This is a genomic window from Mesorhizobium sp. M7A.F.Ca.AU.002.02.1.1 (assembly GCF_003998535.1).
GTDB lineage: Bacteria > Pseudomonadota > Alphaproteobacteria > Rhizobiales > Rhizobiaceae > Mesorhizobium > Mesorhizobium ciceri.
Genome location: NZ_RZPB01000053.1, coordinates 1 through 15,733 on the forward strand (window position 1 = coordinate 1; position 15,733 = coordinate 15,733).

18 protein-coding genes and 1 pseudogene are annotated in these 15,733 nt (G+C 62.3%); 13 read left to right on the top strand and 6 right to left on the bottom strand.

The window, feature by feature from the left end; genetic code table 11:
* Positions 1–663: pseudogene (locus EN879_RS05805) on the bottom strand (GNAT family N-acetyltransferase); the annotation flags it as partial.
* Complete coding sequence (locus tag EN879_RS05810; protein WP_063167675.1) at positions 660–1,655, bottom strand: sterol desaturase family protein; 996 nt, start codon at positions 1,653–1,655, stop codon at positions 660–662. The pseudogene EN879_RS05805 and the gene EN879_RS05810, both read right to left, overlap by 4 nt.
* A gap of 326 nt (positions 1,656–1,981) precedes the next feature.
* Here EN879_RS05810 and EN879_RS05815 point away from each other — a divergent pair, with 326 nt between their 5' ends.
* Together EN879_RS05815 and EN879_RS05820 are read left to right on the top strand one after the other, a co-directional pair.
* Positions 1,982–2,746, top strand: coding sequence for a TlyA family RNA methyltransferase (locus EN879_RS05815; protein ID WP_063167676.1), 765 nt, complete (start codon positions 1,982–1,984; stop codon positions 2,744–2,746).
* On the top strand, positions 2,743–3,984 hold the full coding sequence (locus tag EN879_RS05820; protein ID WP_127273979.1) for a class I SAM-dependent RNA methyltransferase: 1,242 nt from the start codon (positions 2,743–2,745) through the stop codon (positions 3,982–3,984). Before EN879_RS05815 ends, EN879_RS05820 begins: the two co-directional genes overlap by 4 nt.
* A 16-nt stretch (positions 3,985–4,000) precedes the next feature.
* Here the strand turns inward: EN879_RS05820 and EN879_RS05825 are convergent, their stop codons facing one another.
* Both EN879_RS05825 and EN879_RS05830 read right to left on the bottom strand, forming a co-directional pair.
* Positions 4,001–4,660, bottom strand: a complete 660-nt coding sequence (locus EN879_RS05825; RefSeq protein WP_063167678.1) for a transglutaminase-like cysteine peptidase — start codon at positions 4,658–4,660, stop codon at positions 4,001–4,003.
* A gap of 198 nt (positions 4,661–4,858) precedes the next feature.
* The gene (locus EN879_RS05830; RefSeq protein WP_244514273.1) at positions 4,859–5,014 is read right to left on the bottom strand and encodes a hypothetical protein; all 156 of its coding nucleotides are present in this window, start codon (positions 5,012–5,014) and stop codon (positions 4,859–4,861) included.
* A 41-nt stretch (positions 5,015–5,055) separates the two neighbouring features.
* Here EN879_RS05830 and EN879_RS05835 point away from each other — a divergent pair, with 41 nt between their 5' ends.
* Positions 5,056–5,349, top strand: a complete 294-nt coding sequence (locus EN879_RS05835; protein WP_063167679.1) for a hypothetical protein — start codon at positions 5,056–5,058, stop codon at positions 5,347–5,349.
* A 23-nt stretch (positions 5,350–5,372) separates the two neighbouring features.
* Here EN879_RS05835 and tldD read toward each other — a convergent pair whose 3' ends face one another.
* Both tldD and EN879_RS05845 read right to left on the bottom strand, forming a co-directional pair.
* Positions 5,373–6,785, bottom strand: coding sequence for a metalloprotease TldD (gene tldD, locus EN879_RS05840; protein ID WP_024503610.1), 1,413 nt, complete (start codon positions 6,783–6,785; stop codon positions 5,373–5,375).
* 157 nt (positions 6,786–6,942) lie between these two features.
* Positions 6,943–7,497, bottom strand: a complete 555-nt coding sequence (locus tag EN879_RS05845; RefSeq protein ID WP_013532781.1) for an invasion associated locus B family protein — start codon at positions 7,495–7,497, stop codon at positions 6,943–6,945.
* Between the two features lie 259 nt (positions 7,498–7,756).
* Here EN879_RS05845 and coxB point away from each other — a divergent pair, with 259 nt between their 5' ends.
* From coxB to ispH, 10 genes are all read left to right on the top strand, one after another.
* Positions 7,757–8,773, top strand: a complete 1,017-nt coding sequence (coxB, locus tag EN879_RS05850) for a cytochrome c oxidase subunit II (RefSeq protein WP_032809847.1) — start codon at positions 7,757–7,759, stop codon at positions 8,771–8,773.
* A gap of 38 nt (positions 8,774–8,811) precedes the next feature.
* Positions 8,812–10,464, top strand: coding sequence for a cytochrome c oxidase subunit I (ctaD, locus tag EN879_RS05855; protein WP_013532779.1), 1,653 nt, complete (start codon positions 8,812–8,814; stop codon positions 10,462–10,464).
* A 59-nt stretch (positions 10,465–10,523) separates the two neighbouring features.
* Positions 10,524–11,483, top strand: a complete 960-nt coding sequence (locus tag EN879_RS05860) for a heme o synthase (RefSeq protein WP_127273981.1) — start codon at positions 10,524–10,526, stop codon at positions 11,481–11,483.
* 2 nt (positions 11,484–11,485) lie between these two features.
* Entirely contained in the window at positions 11,486–11,644 is a 159-nt protein-coding gene (locus EN879_RS05865; protein ID WP_013532777.1) for a hypothetical protein, read from the top strand.
* Positions 11,644–12,276, top strand: coding sequence for a cytochrome c oxidase assembly protein (locus EN879_RS05870; protein WP_027164147.1), 633 nt, complete (start codon positions 11,644–11,646; stop codon positions 12,274–12,276). Before EN879_RS05865 ends, EN879_RS05870 begins: the two co-directional genes overlap by 1 nt.
* Position 12,277: 1 nt before the next feature.
* On the top strand, positions 12,278–13,159 hold the full coding sequence (locus tag EN879_RS05875) for a cytochrome c oxidase subunit 3 (RefSeq protein WP_024503615.1): 882 nt from the start codon (positions 12,278–12,280) through the stop codon (positions 13,157–13,159).
* Between the two features lie 91 nt (positions 13,160–13,250).
* Positions 13,251–13,742, top strand: a complete 492-nt coding sequence (locus tag EN879_RS05880; RefSeq protein WP_063167681.1) for a L,D-transpeptidase family protein — start codon at positions 13,251–13,253, stop codon at positions 13,740–13,742.
* Positions 13,743–13,763: 21 nt separating this feature from the next.
* Positions 13,764–14,150 carry a DUF983 domain-containing protein gene (locus tag EN879_RS05885; RefSeq protein WP_024503617.1) on the top strand — a complete coding sequence of 129 codons (387 nt, stop codon included), beginning with the start codon at positions 13,764–13,766 and terminating at the stop codon, positions 14,148–14,150.
* On the top strand, positions 14,147–14,902 hold the full coding sequence (locus EN879_RS05890) for an SURF1 family protein (RefSeq protein ID WP_063167682.1): 756 nt from the start codon (positions 14,147–14,149) through the stop codon (positions 14,900–14,902). Before EN879_RS05885 ends, EN879_RS05890 begins: the two co-directional genes overlap by 4 nt.
* Positions 14,903–14,990: 88 nt before the next feature.
* On the top strand, positions 14,991–15,733 hold a 743-nt coding region (gene ispH / locus EN879_RS05895; RefSeq protein WP_127273980.1), incomplete at its 3' end, for a 4-hydroxy-3-methylbut-2-enyl diphosphate reductase.

Consider the following 15,733-nt stretch of genomic DNA (forward strand, 5'->3'; position numbering starts at 1 on the left):
TTCCAGCACCGGCTCGCGGGCTTCGTGCGCATCCATCAGGCGGAAACGCAGCGCGCCGCCTTCCTCCATGAATTTGTAACCACGGCGATAGTTTTGCCGGGTTTTCTTCGACTGGCTTTCAAACCATTGTGCGCCGCGTTGTCCGGCGCTGGAAACTCGGTAGCTGACCTCGCTGCGGTGGCTCGGCTGCAAGATGCTGCCCTGGCCTGGGGCGGCGGGACCAAGCAGGGTCCGGAATCGAGCATCGGGCAACAGCCGATTGAGATACGCAAGATCGAAGCCGCTATCGTCGAGGATATGTTGCCAGAGTTGCGGCAGGATCTGTGGCTCTGCATCGGGAGCAAGCAGGACATCGCCATAGTCGCAGTGATCCTTCGCCGCCCATTCCAGCATACGGATGCCCGAGCGCCAGAAGGTCGCGAGCGCAATGACCGCCTCGAGGCGCTCGCCGCTCCAGACCAGGCCGATCCTGAGGCCGCGGCGGTCCTGATGCGGTGTGGTGTGCCACCAGGCCGAGATCCAGTCGGGATGCTGGAAAACGAGGCCGCCGGCGCGTTGCCAGAGCGCTGCCCAGGCGGGCGCGATTTCTGCCAGTCGCTCTGGCGAGGTTGCAATTTCGATCCGGTGCGCTTGCTGCATCCGAAACACGGCCGGTCCGTTCATGGCTTGCCCCCCTGCGGCGATTGCTGTGGCTCGGGCTTGTCGGCGCGGAAATGTCTGGCGATCTGCCGCCACATCCGCTGCAGCGGCATGACATAGAGGCCTGCGAGCGACTGGTAGTCGCGCACGTTGCGTTCGATCAAACCGAACTTGAAGTCCTCGTCGGGTTTCGGAACGCACAGAGTTCCGAAGAGCCGATCCCAGAACGAGAAGAGCAGCCCGAAGTTCTTGTCGTAATGGCGCGGGTCGGTGCTGTGGTGCAACTGATGCCAGTGTGGGCACAGGATCAGATTGTTCAACGGCCCAAACGAGATCTTGAAATGCGTGTGCCTGACGAAATCCATCATCAGGATGTTGCGTATGATGTAGACGTTGACGCCGAAGACCGTCAGTTCAACCAGGTTCAGCGACACCAGCGACCAGATGCCGACGCAGATGCCGGGAATGACGCCGTCCCAGGCCCGGTTCATCAATTCGTCGAGCGGGTGGACGCGATCCTTGGTGATGCCGACCATCACCTCGGCCGAATGGTGCACCTTGTGCAGTTCCCAGAGCACCGGGTAGCGGTGCTGGGCGACATGATAGAGATAGTACGAAATGTCGTAGGCAAGCAGCATGGTGAGGGTGAAGATCGTCACCGTCACAGGCCCCGCCGGCCCCTCGATCAGAGGCGGCTGGATTGCCAGCAGCGTGGAGAGCAACCAGTTCGTCGCATAGCCGACGGCGCTGACGAAGACGACGCCGGCGGGCAGCATGAGGAATGGCATCAGCGCCTTCCGCGTCACCCAGAACAAAAGGTCGGCTTTCGCCGAAGGATGCGTGATGACCTCATGCGGGACCGCGAACTCGAAGAACTCTTTCCAGCTCTTTTTCTCGACCGTGCGCCAATAGGCGACCAGGGCACTGGCCAAAGCAGTCAGCAACAGAAGTCCGGTCGCCAGCAGGCCGGCGCCAGAAATCCGGTCAAGAACCTTGTAGACGATGTCGCTGGCCATTTCCAAAGTTGCCGCCTCTTCATCCGGGTTTTCCCGTCGTCGCGGTCATAACATTGAAGTCCTCAAGCAAATGCGATGAAAATTGGTTAAGAAATCATGAGGCTTTCTAGATTGTTGGTATTTACCCGCAGGCGGTGAGACCTCATGCTTCGGCGGTCATCCGTCTCAACGGGCGTAACGCATGGGTATTCATAAGGATGGTCGGCGGGACGGGACGCCTCACCATCGTCGCCGTGCAAGATGCTGAGCGTGATGATGGGAACGGGAGACGAAATGCTTCCAGCTGGCGCTCTTGCCATCGTCGTCGGCTTTCGCCATGAAGGCCGATGAATTCGCCTCTGCCAGCCAGCGCACGCCAGCGGCTCGACGACCTGCTCGTCCAGCGCGGGCTGTTTGCCAGCCGCTCGCGTGCCCGCGACGCGGTCGAGCGCGGCACTGTGACCGTCGACGGCCTCATTGCGCGCAAGCCCGGCCAGAGCGTTTTGCCGCAATGTCACGTTACCATCGATGATCCGGCGCAAGGCTATGTGTCGCGCGCGGCACTCAAGCTGATCGGCGGGCTCGATCATTTCGGCCTCGATCCTGCCGGCCGTGAAGCGCTCGACATCGGCGCCTCGACCGGCGGCTTCACCCAGGTGTTGCTCGAGCGCGGCGTGGCCCATGTCACCGCCGTCGATGTCGGTCATGGCCAGATGCATCCTGATATCGGCGGCGACCCGCGTGTGACGGTGATCGAAGGGCTGAACGCCCGCGACCTCGCCGTCACCGATCTCGGCGGGCGTATTCCGGATTTCATCGTCTCCGACGTCAGCTTCATCTCGCTGAAACTGGCGCTGCCGCCGGCCCTTGGTCTGGCCAAGGCTGGCGCAAAGGCCATGTTTCTGGTCAAGCCGCAATTCGAGGCCGGCAGGGAAGCGATCGGCAAGGGTGGTCTGTTGAAGGATCCCTTCGACGCCGCCCGTGTCGCCGGCCTGCTGCAGGATTGGCTGGACTCCGTTCCCGGCTGGCGCTCGCTGGGGCTGCATCTGTCGCCGATCGATGGCGGCGACGGCAATCGCGAATTCCTGCTCGGTGGGATCAAGGACCGATGAGCGCGCGCTTCAGCATCAGGAAACTTGGCGCCCAGGGCGACGGTGTCGCCGAGACCGAGACAGGCGATCTGTTCATTCCCTTCACACTGCCCGGTGAAACGGTCACCGCCGCGCGCGAAAGGGATCGCGCCATGCTGATGGCGGTGCTGGAAGCATCGCCGCTGCGCATCGATCCCGCCTGCCGCCACTTCACCGAATGCGGCGGTTGCGCGCTCCAGCATTTCGAAGCCGAAGCCTATCGCCAGTGGAAGCGCGAAAAAGTGGCGCACATCCTGAAGGGCAAGGGCATCGATTGCGAGATCGGTGACCTGGTCGCCTGCGCACCGCAGACGCGCCGCCGTGTCGTGCTTGCCGCCCGGCGCACCGAGACAGGCATGCTGCTCGGCTTCCATCGCCATCTGTCGCCGGAGATCGTCGCCATATCGGAATGCCCGATCTCGCTGCCGGAGATCGTTGCCGCGCTCGATCGCTTGAAGGCGCTCGCCGAATTGGTCTGCGCAACCGCCAAATCGTTCCGGCTGGCGGTCACCGTGACCGGTTCGGGGCTCGATGTCGCGGTTCACGAATCCGGCAAGCTCGGGGAGCACCAGCGCCGGATCGCGGCTAACTTCGTCATGGCGCAGGGCTTTGCCAGGCTGTCCATCGATGACGAAATCATTATCGAGCCGAAAAAGCCGGTGGTCATGTTCGGCAGCGTCGCTGTCGCCCTGCCCCCGGGCGCGTTCCTGCAGGCAACCGAGGCCGCCGAACAGGCGATGGCCGACATCGTCGGCGGACATCTGACGCGTGCCAAGAAGGTGGCGGATCTTTTCGCCGGTTGCGGTAGCTTTGCTCTGCGCCTGGCCGCGAAGTCGGAAGTCCATGCGGTGGAAGGCGATGCGGCAGCGCTTTCAGCGCTCGACCGTGGATCGCGCTTCGCCACCGGCTTGAAGCGGGTGACGGGCGAACGCCGCGACCTGTTCCGCCGGCCGCTGACGTTCAAGGAGTTGAATGCGTTCGACGGTGTGGTGTTCGACCCGCCGCGCGCCGGCGCCGAGGACCAGTCGAAGCAGATCGCCCGCTCGGATGTTCCCTACGTTGCCGCGGTATCCTGCAATCCGGTGACGCTGGCTCGCGACCTGCGCATCCTCATCGACGGCGGCTACGCCTTGAAGAGCGTGACGCCGATCGACCAGTTCCTGTGGTCGCCGCAAGTCGAAGCGGTGGCACTGCTGGAGAAGCCGAAGAAGCGGCGATAGCCTGGAGGCTTCGGCCCTACGAACTTGGCGACAGTCGTTTCGACGTGCCGCCGCGTTGGTTGATCGACACCCAGGTGTTTGGGTTCTGCTGCGACTGACGTTTCACGAAGTAATAGCCCGTCGCATTCCAGGGCCTGATCTCATTGACCAGATTGTCCAGGACAAGATCACCCTTGTCGGTTTTCACCGTCAGAATGGTGTGGCCTTCATTGTCCAGGTCGCGCACCACGGTCATCAGCAACGCTTGCCGGGGGAATCCCGCTGCCAGAAGAAGCTTGCGCTTGTAGAGCGCGTAGATCTTGCAGTCGCCCTTACCGTCTACCGGATAGTCCCAGTGATCCGCCATCGTACCCCAGTGATCGAAATTGCTGACGGGTTTGATGGCGCTGTTCGCCTTGTGATTTATCCGCTTGAGGATGCGTAGGTTCTGCGCGGTCAGCTTGATATTCGCGGCCGGCAGAGCGGGCACCTTGCACTCCTTTGGCCGGCGATGGCAGAAATCGACCCAACCGTAGGGGACGCTGGTGCTTCCACCAATTGCGGCAGATTGCGTCGATCGCGACTTGAACAATGTCGACTGTGCCGCCGCCGGACTGGCTTGCAACCATGTCGCGCCAATCAACGAAACGAAGCCAAGCAGGAAAGAGGAGGTCAGGACGCCGGGGAAATGCCGCATTGCCAACACCACCGCAACCAGAAGGCCGGCACTGCGTTCGTGCGGAAACGGCAGCCCAGGCAGTTAAACACCTAACAATTTCCTAATGCCGATTGTGTTCACTTCAAGGTGCAGCCGGGAATTCAAACTGGAAAACGCAAGCATCAGCGGGCGCATTCGGTCTGACTCGACCATCAGGGCGCCAGCGACGGACCTTTGTCATGCTTCCTGCAAGCTGTCATATCCCGCCGTCTTTGCAGCCTTGAGGAAATTACGATCAAAGGTTGCAAAGCCAGCGCAATGAGCTGATTTCCCCAGATGCAGAGCATCTGCGAAATCCATTCCCTTCTTTGCGAGGTCGAGTGCGGACGACACCACCGCGCTGTCCGCGACCTCTACTGTTGGGAGCCCGCCAAATGTCCGCAGCGCGATGTCAGGCGCCGCATAACGTAAGCGCCGGCGCAACTCTCATGATGGCGCTCTCGGGTGCGCTCGTCGCCTGGATTTTGCGAAAGATCGCTCGAACCGGGCTATTGCCGTCCTATGCACTTGGCATCGCAGCCATGACGTTTGTCGCAGCTGCGCTGTATGTCTCCGGCCACGACGGGACCGTCGACTACCTGAGTGCTTGGGTCAAATATGCGATCGGTGGCGTCATCGCCTTCCTGATTCTCTACACGACTTCGCGCCGGTCTATCGGCAAGGCATAAGCCCGGCCATCGGGGCCGTTCGCTCAGACCCGCGTGCCGCCCACCGTCATCTGGTTCATGCGCAGATGCGGCTGGCCGACGCCGACCGGCACGCCCTGTCCGGCCTTGCCGCACATGCCGATGCCGGTGTCGAGCTTCATGTCGTTGCCGATCATCGAGACGCGATGCATGGCGTCCGGACCGTTGCCTATCAGCATCGCGCCCTTGATCGGCTGCGTCACCTTGCCGTTCTCGATCATGTAGGCCTCGGTGCAGCCGAACACGAATTTGCCCGAGGTGATGTCGACCTGGCCGCCACCGAAGGAGACGGCATAGATGCCGTTCTTGACCGAGGCGATGATTTCGTCCGGCTCCATGTCGCCCGCCGTCATATAGGTGTTGGTCATGCGCGGCATCGGCTGGTGTGCGTAGCCTTCGCGGCGGCCGTTGCCGGTTGCCTTCATGCCCATCAGCCGGGCGTTCTGGCGATCCTGCATGTAGCCGACCAGCTTGCCGTCCTCGATCAGCACATTGCGGGCCGAAGGCGTGCCTTCGTCGTCGACTGTCAGCGAGCCGCGCCGCTCGGGCATCGTGCCGTCGTCGACGACGGTCACCCCCTTGGCGGCGACCTGCTGGCCGAGCAGTCCGGCGAAGGCCGAGGTCTTCTTGCGGTTGAAATCGCCTTCCAGCCCATGGCCGACGGCCTCGTGCAGCATGACGCCCGGCCAGCCGCTGGACAAGACGATGTCGAAAGTGCCGGCCGGCGCCGGTATCGCCTCAAGATTGACCAGAGCTTGCCTGAGCGCCTCCTTGGCGGCGTGCTTCCAGCTGTCCTCGACCAGGAATTCGCCAAACGCCTTGCGGCCGCCCATGCCGTAGGAGCCGCTCTCCTGGCGGTCGCCATTGCCGACAACGACGGAGACGTTGACGCGGACAAGCGGGCGGATGTCGCGCACCATTTGGCCGTCGGCGCGCACGATCTCGACATGCTGCCAGGATGCGGCGAGCGATGCCGAAACCTGCCGCACGCGCGGGTCCTCGGCGCGCAGCCAGGCGTCGATTTCCTGCAGGAGCTTTGCCTTGGCCTCGAAGGAGGGCGAGGGGATCGGGTTCTCTTCGCCATAGAGATGGCGGTTGGTGCGGGCGGGTGCGGCGGCAAGCGTGCCGGAATAGCCGCCCTTGACGGTCGAAACGGCATCGGCCGCGCGCAGCAGCGAAGCTTCGGAGAGATCGCTGGAATGGGCATAGCCGCTGGCTTCGCCGGCAACCGCGCGCAGGCCAAACCCTTGGTCGGTGTTGAAGTTGGCGGTCTTCAGCCGGCCATTGTCGAACATCAGCGCTTCGCTCTCGCTGTATTCGAGGAACAGCTCGCCGTCATCGGCGCCGTTGATGGTTTCGGCGACGATCTGCTTGATGCGATCGTCTGAAATGTCGAATTGGCCGATCAGGCTGTTCATGGCGCGTCCGTTCACAGGAGGAATGGGTCTTTGCCACGATGTAGGCGCGAAGGTGCGCCGAGACAATCGCTCAGCCGCATTGTGAAGACAAAAGCGGTTTGCCAGCAGACCGTCGACGTCACTTCTGGTTGATGAAGCCGGTGATGTCGCCGGGCTTTCAGGGGAGGGCGGCGAAGCCGTCGGCAAAACCCTTGAGGTCGACCGGGATGCCGATGCCTTCTTCCGGGGTCTGGAAGACAATGAAGGTGGCCGACGTGCCGGTCTTCAGCGTGTCGAGAAGCGGCTTTTCGAGGATAACCTCGGCATAGCAGCCGTCCTGGAAACAGCGCACGAAATAGGCGCGACCGATGTCCTTGCCGTCGACATTGAGGCCAAGCCCGTTGGGCAAAAGCACGCCGAGCGGCGCCAGAACGCGCAGGATCTCCGCCTTGTTGTCGGCGGTGCGCAGCACGACGACCGACAGTCCCATCTCCGGACGGTCCTCGGCGACGACGTTCTGCATCATCACGCATTGTTCCGAGGTGGCACCGGCCGGCGTGTCGCAGATGATCGACCATGCGCCATGCGTCGAGCGAACGGTACCGCTCGGTTGCGCGGCGTTCGCCGTGCCGGACACGATCGCGGACAAGCCGATGCCAGACAGGGCGGCGAAAAAGATGACCTTCGCCCAGTTTCTCGAAAACCGAGAGTTTCTCGAAAGCCAGTAATTCATGACGGCTCCATTGCGAATCACGGCACTTTAAGCCGCGCCAAAGCCAAGTAAAGGACGAGACCGCACCAGGTCTGCCCCGAAAAAGCCAATACGGCGCTTTTCCCTGCCAATTTCGCCCGAATTGCGACGTTCGGCACGTGCGCGCCGCGGGAATGCCGCTGTGGGTTCAATGTAGGCGATTCGGGGCTGCCGCGGCTGCCTCCAAAGGCACATCCGGGCTTGCGCGCAAAAATGCCGCACGGTTTCGTCCGCTCCTTTCTTGCGGAGGGAAAAAGAGTATGGTTTGAACCAGCTTGAAACTGTCGGGATTCCCGTCCCGGCATTGTTCGTTATTCTCGTGGGTACCACAGCGAGGAACTGGGAGACGATGAGGGCGATGAGAAATTTCCTGGCAAACGCCAAGGTTCCAGCAAGTGCCAAGTTTCTAAGTGCTTGTGCCGCTATCACGTTTTTCGCCGGCGCATCCGCCCATGCCGACCAGCCCAAGAACTGGGAGACAACCTTCCAGGCGCCGGCGACCGACATGATGCGGCAGATCGAGTGGTTCGGGAACTACACAATGTGGTTCATCGTCCCGATCACCATCCTGGTGCTGATTCTTCTCGCCTATTGCATCATCAGATTCCGCGCGAGCGCCAACCCGGTTCCGTCCAAGACCAGCCACAACACGTGGATCGAGTTGATCTGGACGATCGGACCTGTCGTCATCCTGCTCCTCATCGCTATCCCCTCGTTCCAGCTGCTGACCGCGCAATACACGCCGCCGGAAGAAGCAAAGCTGACCGTCAAGGCGACCGGCAACCAGTGGAACTGGGACTACGAGTACCAGACCGACAACACGCTCTCTTTCAACTCCGCGATCCTCCAGGACGCCGAACGCGCCGCTGCCGGCAAGGAGGACCGCAAGGTCTACCCGCGCCTGCTGGCCGTCGACAACGAGCTGGTCGTGCCGGTCAACACCATGACCCGCGTGCTCGTCACCGCGACCGACGTGATCCACTCCTTCGCCATGCCGTCGTTCGGCATCAAGATCGACGCCGTTCCGGGTCGCACCAACGAGACCTGGTTCAAGGCGGAGAAGGAAGGTATTTTTTACGGCCAGTGCTCGCAGCTCTGCGGCAAGGACCATGCCTTCATGCCGATCGCCATCCGCGTCGTCTCTGATGCGCAGTTCAAGACCTGGCTGGCGGCAGCCAAGACCGATCTGCCCGGCGCCAACAAGACGCTGATGGCCGAGGTCGACGGCCAGAACAAGGTAGCGGCCGCCGGCAACTGATGCCGCGGGTTAGCAAGATTTAGGGAACGGAGCGGAACATGGCAGACGCTGCAGCTCACGACGGGCACGACCACAAGCCTTATCACGGCTGGGTGCGCTGGGTTTATTCGACCAACCACAAGGACATCGGCACGCTCTACCTGATCTTCGCGATCATGGCCGGCATCATCGGCGGCGCCTTGTCGGTCGCCATCCGCATGGAACTGCAGGAGCCTGGCATCCAGATCTTCAGCGGTCTGGCGCAGATGGTCTACGGCATGAACGGTGACGCCGCGATCGACGGCGGCAAGAGCATGTACAATGCCTTCGCCACCGCGCACGCCCTGATCATGATCTTCTTCATGGTCATGCCGGCGCTGATCGGCGGTTTTGCCAACTGGATGGTCCCGATCATGATCGGCGCGCCCGACATGGCGTTCCCGCGCATGAACAACATCTCCTTCTGGCTGCTGCCGCCGGCCTTCATCCTGCTGCTCACCTCGATGTTCATGCCGAGCGCACCGGGTGCCTATGGTGTCGGTGGCGGCTGGACGCTTTATCCGCCGTTGTCGACTTCGGGCCAGCCCGGGCCGGCCATGGATCTGGCGATCCTGTCGATCCACATTGCCGGTGCCTCGTCGATCCTCGGCGCCATCAACTTCATCACCACCATCTTCAACATGCGCGCGCCTGGCATGACGCTGCACAAGATGCCGCTGTTTGCCTGGTCGGTGCTGATCACCGCCTTCCTGCTCCTGCTGTCGCTGCCGGTTCTGGCCGGCGGCATCACCATGCTGCTCACCGACCGCAATTTCGGCACCACCTTCTTTGCGCCCGACGGCGGCGGCGACCCGATCCTGTTCCAGCACCTGTTCTGGTTCTTCGGTCACCCTGAAGTGTACATCCTGATCCTGCCGGGCTTCGGCATCATCAGCCACGTCATCTCGACCTTCTCGAGGAAGCCGGTGTTCGGTTATCTCGGCATGGCCTACGCCATGGTGGCGATCGGCGCCGTCGGCTTCATCGTCTGGGCGCACCACATGTACACGACCGGCCTGTCGCTCGATACGCAGCGCTATTTCGTCTTCGCCACCATGGTCATCGCGGTGCCGACAGGCGTGAAGATCTTCTCCTGGATCGCGACGATGTGGGGCGGGTCGATCTCGTTCAAGACGCCGATGCTGTGGGCGCTAGGCTTCATCTTCCTGTTCACCATCGGCGGCGTCACCGGCGTCCAGCTGGCCAATGCCGGCCTCGACCGCTCGCTGCATGACACCTATTTCGTCATCGCCCACTTCCACTACGTGCTGTCGCTGGGCGCGGTGTTCGCCATCTTCGCCGGCTGGTACTACTGGTTCCCGAAGATGACCGGCTACATGTATTCGCCCGTCATCGCCAACACCCACTTCTGGGTCACCTTCGTCGGCGTGAACCTGATCTTCTTCCCGCAGCACTTCCTCGGTCTCGCCGGCATGCCGCGCCGCACCATCGACTACCCCGATGCGTTTGCCGGCTGGAACTATGTGTCGTCCATCGGCTCGTATATCTCGGCCGTCGGCGTCCTGATCTTCCTCTATGGCGTGTTCGAGGCCTTCCAGAAGAAGCGGATCGCCGGCGCCAACCCATGGGGCGAGGGCGCAACGACGCTCGAATGGCAGCTGCCTTCGCCGCCGCCCTTCCACCAGTGGGAACAGCTGCCGAAGATCAAGTAAGGCGGCTGTTCGCTCGAATACGAAACCGCCGGTCCGCCGGCGGTTTCGGCCAACGGATGATGGACTTAAGTACGCATGGCCCTTGTCGACGACCATTGATTGACGAAGCGGGCTTTCGCATGTCGGAAGCGACGGCGGGCGATTTCTTCGCGCTGCTGAAGCCGCGCGTCATGTCGCTGGTGGTGTTCACCGCCTTTGTCGGCCTGGTCGCCGCCCCCGTGACCATCAACCCTCTGCTGGCGGTGATCGCCATCCTGGCTATTGCGATAGGTGCTGGCGCCTCCGGCGCGCTCAACATGTGGTACGATGCCGACATCGATGCCGTGATGACCAGGACCGCCAGCCGCCCGGTCCCGGCCGGTCGCATCCAGCCGCACGAAGCGCTGACCTTCGGGCTGGTGCTGTCGGTGCTGTCGGTGATGACGCTCGGCGTGCTGGTCAACTGGCTGGCGGCGACGCTGCTGGCCTTTACCATCTTTTTCTACGCCGTCGTCTACACGATGTGGCTGAAGCGCTGGACGCCGCAGAACATCGTCATCGGCGGGGCCGCCGGTGCCATTCCGCCCGTGTTCGGCTGGGCCGCGGTGACCGGGACGGTCAGCCTCGAAAGCGTTGTCTTGTTCCTGATCATCTTCCTTTGGACGCCGCCGCATTTCTGGGCGCTGGCGCTTTTCAAATCCGAGGACTACGCCAAGGCCGGTATTCCGATGATGCCCAACGTCGCCGGCCACGCTTCGACGCGCCGCCAGATCTTCGCCTATGCGCTGGTGCTGGCCCCGGTAGGCGTGCTGCCGTGGCTGCTCGGCTACACCACGCCCTTCTATGGCGTGGCCGCCCTGCTGCTCGGGGTCGGTTTTGCCTGGTACGCGTGGAAAGTGCTTGGCATGGCCGACGATGACCGCGTCATGAAACCGGCCAAGGCCCTGTTCGCCTATTCGCTGCTTTATCTCTTCGCCATCTTCGCTGCCTATCTGGCCGACAGCGTTGTCGAACGCGCGCTTGCCATGGGTGGAGCATGACCATGATCGAGGAAAAGCTCGAGACCGTCACGTTGACCGAGCGTCAGAAGAAGGCGCAGCGCAGCCGTTCTATCGCCATCGGCGTGGCGCTGGCGCTGCTGGTGGTCATTTTCTACATCGCGACGATCGTGAAGTTCGGCCACAATCTGGGCACGATGTGATGAGCGTCGAGAAGTCCAGGAAAGCGGCGGGCAAGAACAGCAACGTCATCGTCGCGGCTGTCTGCCTCGCCTTCTTCACCGGCATGATCGGCATGGCCTATGCCGCGGTGCCGCTCTACAAGATGTTTTGCCAGGCGACCGGCTATGGCGGCACGACGCAACGTGCCGAGAAGCAGTATGCCGGCCGCGTGCTCGACCGCGAGATCACCGTCCGCTTCGATGCCAACGTCGCCGGCGTGCCATGGGAGTTTCAGCCGGTCCAGCGCTCGATGACGATGAAGATCGGCGAGACCGTGCAGGCGCACTACCAGGCGACCAACAAGTTCGATCGTTCGGTGACCGGCCGCGCCACCTTCAACGTGCAGCCTGAACTGGCGGGCCCCTATTTCAACAAGGTCGAGTGCTTCTGCTTCACCGACACGACGCTGAAGCCCGGCGAGACGCTGGACATGCCGGTCCTGTTCTACGTGGACCCCGACATCGTCAATGTGCCGGAGCTCAAGGACGTGAAGACGATCACGCTGTCCTACACGATGTTCCCGGTCGAGAAGACCAAGCCGGTCGCCTCCTCGGCGCCGACCGATGGCAACAGCAAGACAATTTCGAATACCGAAGCAAATCTCGGGGGTTGATATGGCAGACGCGCACGCAAAACCACAGCATGACTATCATCTCGTCGACCCGAGCCCATGGCCTTTCCTAGGCTCGGTAGGGGCGCTGGTCATGGCCTTTGGCGGTGTCGCCCTGATGGAATATCTGAAGGGCGGGTCGTTCCCGATCTTCGGCTTCAACATCGCCAATCCGTGGCTGTTCTTCATCGGCCTCGTGATCGTCCTCTACACCATGTTCGCCTGGTGGTCGGACACGATCAAGGAAGCGCATGAGGGTCATCATACGCGGGTCGTGTCGCTGCACCTGCGCTATGGCATGATCATGTTCATCGCCTCGGAGGTGATGTTCTTCGTTGCCTGGTTCTGGGCCTATTTCGATGCCAGCCTTTTTGCCGGTGAGGCACAGAACTACGCGCGCGCCACATTTACTGGTGGCGTCTGGCCGCCGAAGGGCATGGAGGTTCTCGATCCCTTCCATTTGCCGCTCTACAACACCGTCATCCTGCTGCTGTCGGGCACCACGGTGACCTGGGCGCACCATTCGCTTCTTCACGGCGACCGCAAGGGGCTGATCAACGGCCTGGTGCTGACCGTTGGCCTCGGCATGCTGTTCACCATGGTGCAGGCCTACGAGTACATGCACGCTCCGTTCGCTTTCAAGGATTCCATCTATGGCGCCACCTTCTTCATGGCGACCGGCTTCCACGGGTTCCACGTCATCATCGGCACCATCTTCCTGTTGGTCTGCCTGATCCGGGCGATGAAGGGTGATTTCACCCCCAAGCAGCATTTCGGCTTCGAGGCGGCCGCCTGGTACTGGCACTTCGTCGACGTGGTCTGGCTGTTCCTGTTCGCCTCGATCTACGTCTGGGGATCGGTCGGCGCGGTGATCGAGGGCCACTGATCCAGGCCTGAGGGATTTTCATTTCTGGAGGCGGCCGCGGCAACGTGGCCGCCTTCTTCTTTTTGGCGCAATGATCGCTGATCGATAGCCAATGCGACTGACAATCTTCCGGGCTATTTGCGCATTGATGATCGGGGCACTCCCGGCCTTTGCCGGCGAGAAGGTGGACCTGGTGCGTGTTCACAAGGCCGAACGCCGGCTGGAACTGATCGGCGACGGCAAGGTCCTGCGAAACTACGGCATCGCGCTCGGCGGCGATCCCGTCGGGCACAAGCACCAGGAGGGCGATCAGCGCACGCCCGAGGGGAACTATGTCCTCGACTGGCGCAACCCGAACAGCATCGCGCACAAATCGATCCATATTTCGTACCCCAATGCCGACGATGAGGCCGCCGCCAAGGCGCGCAATGTCGGCGCGGGCGGCATGATCATGATCCACGGCCAACCGAATGGTTATGGCTGGTGGGGCTGGCTGCTTCAATTGGTCGACTGGACCGACGGCTGCATTGCGGTTACGGACTCCGACATGGACGAAATCTGGGCGCTGGTGGCCGATGGCACACCGATCGAAATCGAGCGGTAAGCAATGAGCGACGACGCTCCCATGAGTGAAGACAGGGCGATCTGGCCGCCGATCGATCCGATCTCGGCCGGCCTGCATGGCCGCTGCCCGCGCTGCGGCGAGGGGCGGTTGTTCTCCGGCTTCCTCACTGTCGGCAAGCGCTGCGTCAATTGCGGCCTCGATTATTCCTACGCCGATGCCGGCGACGGGCCGGCGGTGTTCGTCATCCTGATCATAGGCTTCCTTATCGTCGGCCTGGCGCTCTGGGTTGAAGTCACGCTTAGCCCGCCGCTCTGGCTGCATCTGCTGGTCTGGATTCCGCTGGCTGTCGTGCTGTGCCTGGCGGCGCTGAGGCTGATCAAAGGCGTGCTGCTGACGCTGCAATACCGCAACAAGGCGGCCGAAGGCCGGTTGGATCGCGGCGAATGAGCGAGGCAACCGTTAAAGCCGATGGCCGATCGCGGCCTAGGACGGCATTGCTGCTCGGCCTTGGCCTTGTGCTGTTCCTGATCCTGCTGGCGCTCGGCACCTGGCAGGTGCAGCGCCTTTATTGGAAGGAAGGCCTTCTGCAGACCATCGACCAGCGCACTCATTCAGCGCCGCGGCCGCTGGCCGAGGTCGAGAAAGAATTCGCAGCCACCGGGGACGTCGATTATACGCCCGTCGCCGTCACCGGGACGTTCCTGCATCAAGGCGAACGGCATTTTTACGCGACCTGGGAGGGTGATGCCGGCTTCAATGTCTACACGCCGCTGGCGCTCGACGACGGCCGCTTCGTCCTGATCAATCGCGGCTTCGTGCCTTACGATCTGAAGGACGCCGCCAAGCGCGCCAAGGGACAGGTGACCGGCAGAGTGACGGTCACGGGGCTCGCTCGCAACCCCCTGCCAGCAAAGCCGTCGATGATGCTGCCCGACAACGATGTGGCGAAGAACATCTTCTACTGGAAGGACCGCGACGTCATGGCGGCGAGCGCGGGCCTGCCGGCTGGGTTCACGCTGGTGCCGATCTTCATCGACGCAGACAAGACGCCAAATCCAGGCGGATTGCCGGTTGGCGGCGTCACCATCATCGACCTGCCGAACAGCCATCTGCAATATGCCGTCACCTGGTACGGGCTTGCCGCCACGCTCGCCGCCGTGCTCATCCTGCGGCTTCGCCGCCCCGCGAAAGAGGAATGAATGCGAGCGACGCCCCCTTTCTACCGATGCCCTTGACAGGGCAGGGGTGCGCACCTCATTTCGGCTTTGATCAACCGGCCCGGATTTAATGCTTCAGACAACCACCAAACCACCTCTGACGATCCGGCTCTGCCAGCCGCGCGGTTTTTGCGCCGGTGTCGACCGTGCCATCCAGATCGTCGTGCTGGCGCTGAAGAAATATGGCGCGCCGGTCTACGTCCGCCATGAAATCGTGCACAACCGCTACGTCGTCGAGGGGCTGCAAAGCCTTGGCGCCGTCTTCATCGAGGAACTCTCCGAGATCCCGGCCGAACATCGGCAGTCGCCCGTCGTGTTCTCGGCGCATGGCGTGCCGAAATCGGTGCCGGCGGATGCGAAGGCGCGCAATCTCTTCTATCTCGATGCCACCTGCCCGCTGGTGTCGAAGGTCCACAAGCAGGCGATGCGCCATCAGCGGCTCGGCCGTCATGTGCTGTTGATTGGTCACGCCGGACATCCCGAGGTGATCGGCACCATGGGCCAGCTCCCGGACGGAGCGGTGACCCTGATCGAAACCGAAGCCGATGCCGCAAAGCTCTCGCCCACCGATCCGCAGGCGCTAGGCTTCGTTACCCAGACCACATTGTCGGTCGAGGACACCGCCGGCATCATCCGCGCCTTGCAGGATCGCTTTCCGGCGCTGCAGGCGCCAGCGGCGGAATCGATCTGCTATGCCACCACCAACCGCCAGGAAGCCGTCAAGGACACCGCGCCGGGCGCCGATCTCTATCTGATCGTCGGCGCGCCGAATTCCTCCAATTCGCGACGACTTGTCGAAGTGGCGGAGCGCGC

Coding starts and splice junctions, on each gene's coding strand:
- EN879_RS05870 (WP_027164147.1), top strand. CDS start 11,644: ATGAGCGTCGAGAAGTCCAGGAAAGCGGCGGGCAAGAACAGCAACGTC.
- EN879_RS05875 (WP_024503615.1), top strand. CDS start 12,278: ATGGCAGACGCGCACGCAAAACCACAGCATGACTATCATCTCGTCGAC.
- EN879_RS05835 (WP_063167679.1), top strand. CDS start 5,056: ATGTCCGCAGCGCGATGTCAGGCGCCGCATAACGTAAGCGCCGGCGCA.
- EN879_RS05885 (WP_024503617.1), top strand. CDS start 13,764: ATGAGTGAAGACAGGGCGATCTGGCCGCCGATCGATCCGATCTCGGCC.
- EN879_RS05810 (WP_063167675.1), bottom strand. CDS start 1,655: ATGGCCAGCGACATCGTCTACAAGGTTCTTGACCGGATTTCTGGCGCC.
- EN879_RS05865 (WP_013532777.1), top strand. CDS start 11,486: ATGATCGAGGAAAAGCTCGAGACCGTCACGTTGACCGAGCGTCAGAAG.
- EN879_RS05890 (WP_063167682.1), top strand. CDS start 14,147: ATGAGCGAGGCAACCGTTAAAGCCGATGGCCGATCGCGGCCTAGGACG.
- EN879_RS05815 (WP_063167676.1), top strand. CDS start 1,982: ATGAATTCGCCTCTGCCAGCCAGCGCACGCCAGCGGCTCGACGACCTG.
- EN879_RS05860 (WP_127273981.1), top strand. CDS start 10,524: ATGGACTTAAGTACGCATGGCCCTTGTCGACGACCATTGATTGACGAA.
- EN879_RS05825 (WP_063167678.1), bottom strand. CDS start 4,660: ATGCGGCATTTCCCCGGCGTCCTGACCTCCTCTTTCCTGCTTGGCTTC.
- ctaD (WP_013532779.1), top strand. CDS start 8,812: ATGGCAGACGCTGCAGCTCACGACGGGCACGACCACAAGCCTTATCAC.
- EN879_RS05880 (WP_063167681.1), top strand. CDS start 13,251: ATGCGACTGACAATCTTCCGGGCTATTTGCGCATTGATGATCGGGGCA.
- tldD (WP_024503610.1), bottom strand. CDS start 6,785: ATGAACAGCCTGATCGGCCAATTCGACATTTCAGACGATCGCATCAAG.
- EN879_RS05845 (WP_013532781.1), bottom strand. CDS start 7,497: ATGAATTACTGGCTTTCGAGAAACTCTCGGTTTTCGAGAAACTGGGCG.
- EN879_RS05820 (WP_127273979.1), top strand. CDS start 2,743: ATGAGCGCGCGCTTCAGCATCAGGAAACTTGGCGCCCAGGGCGACGGT.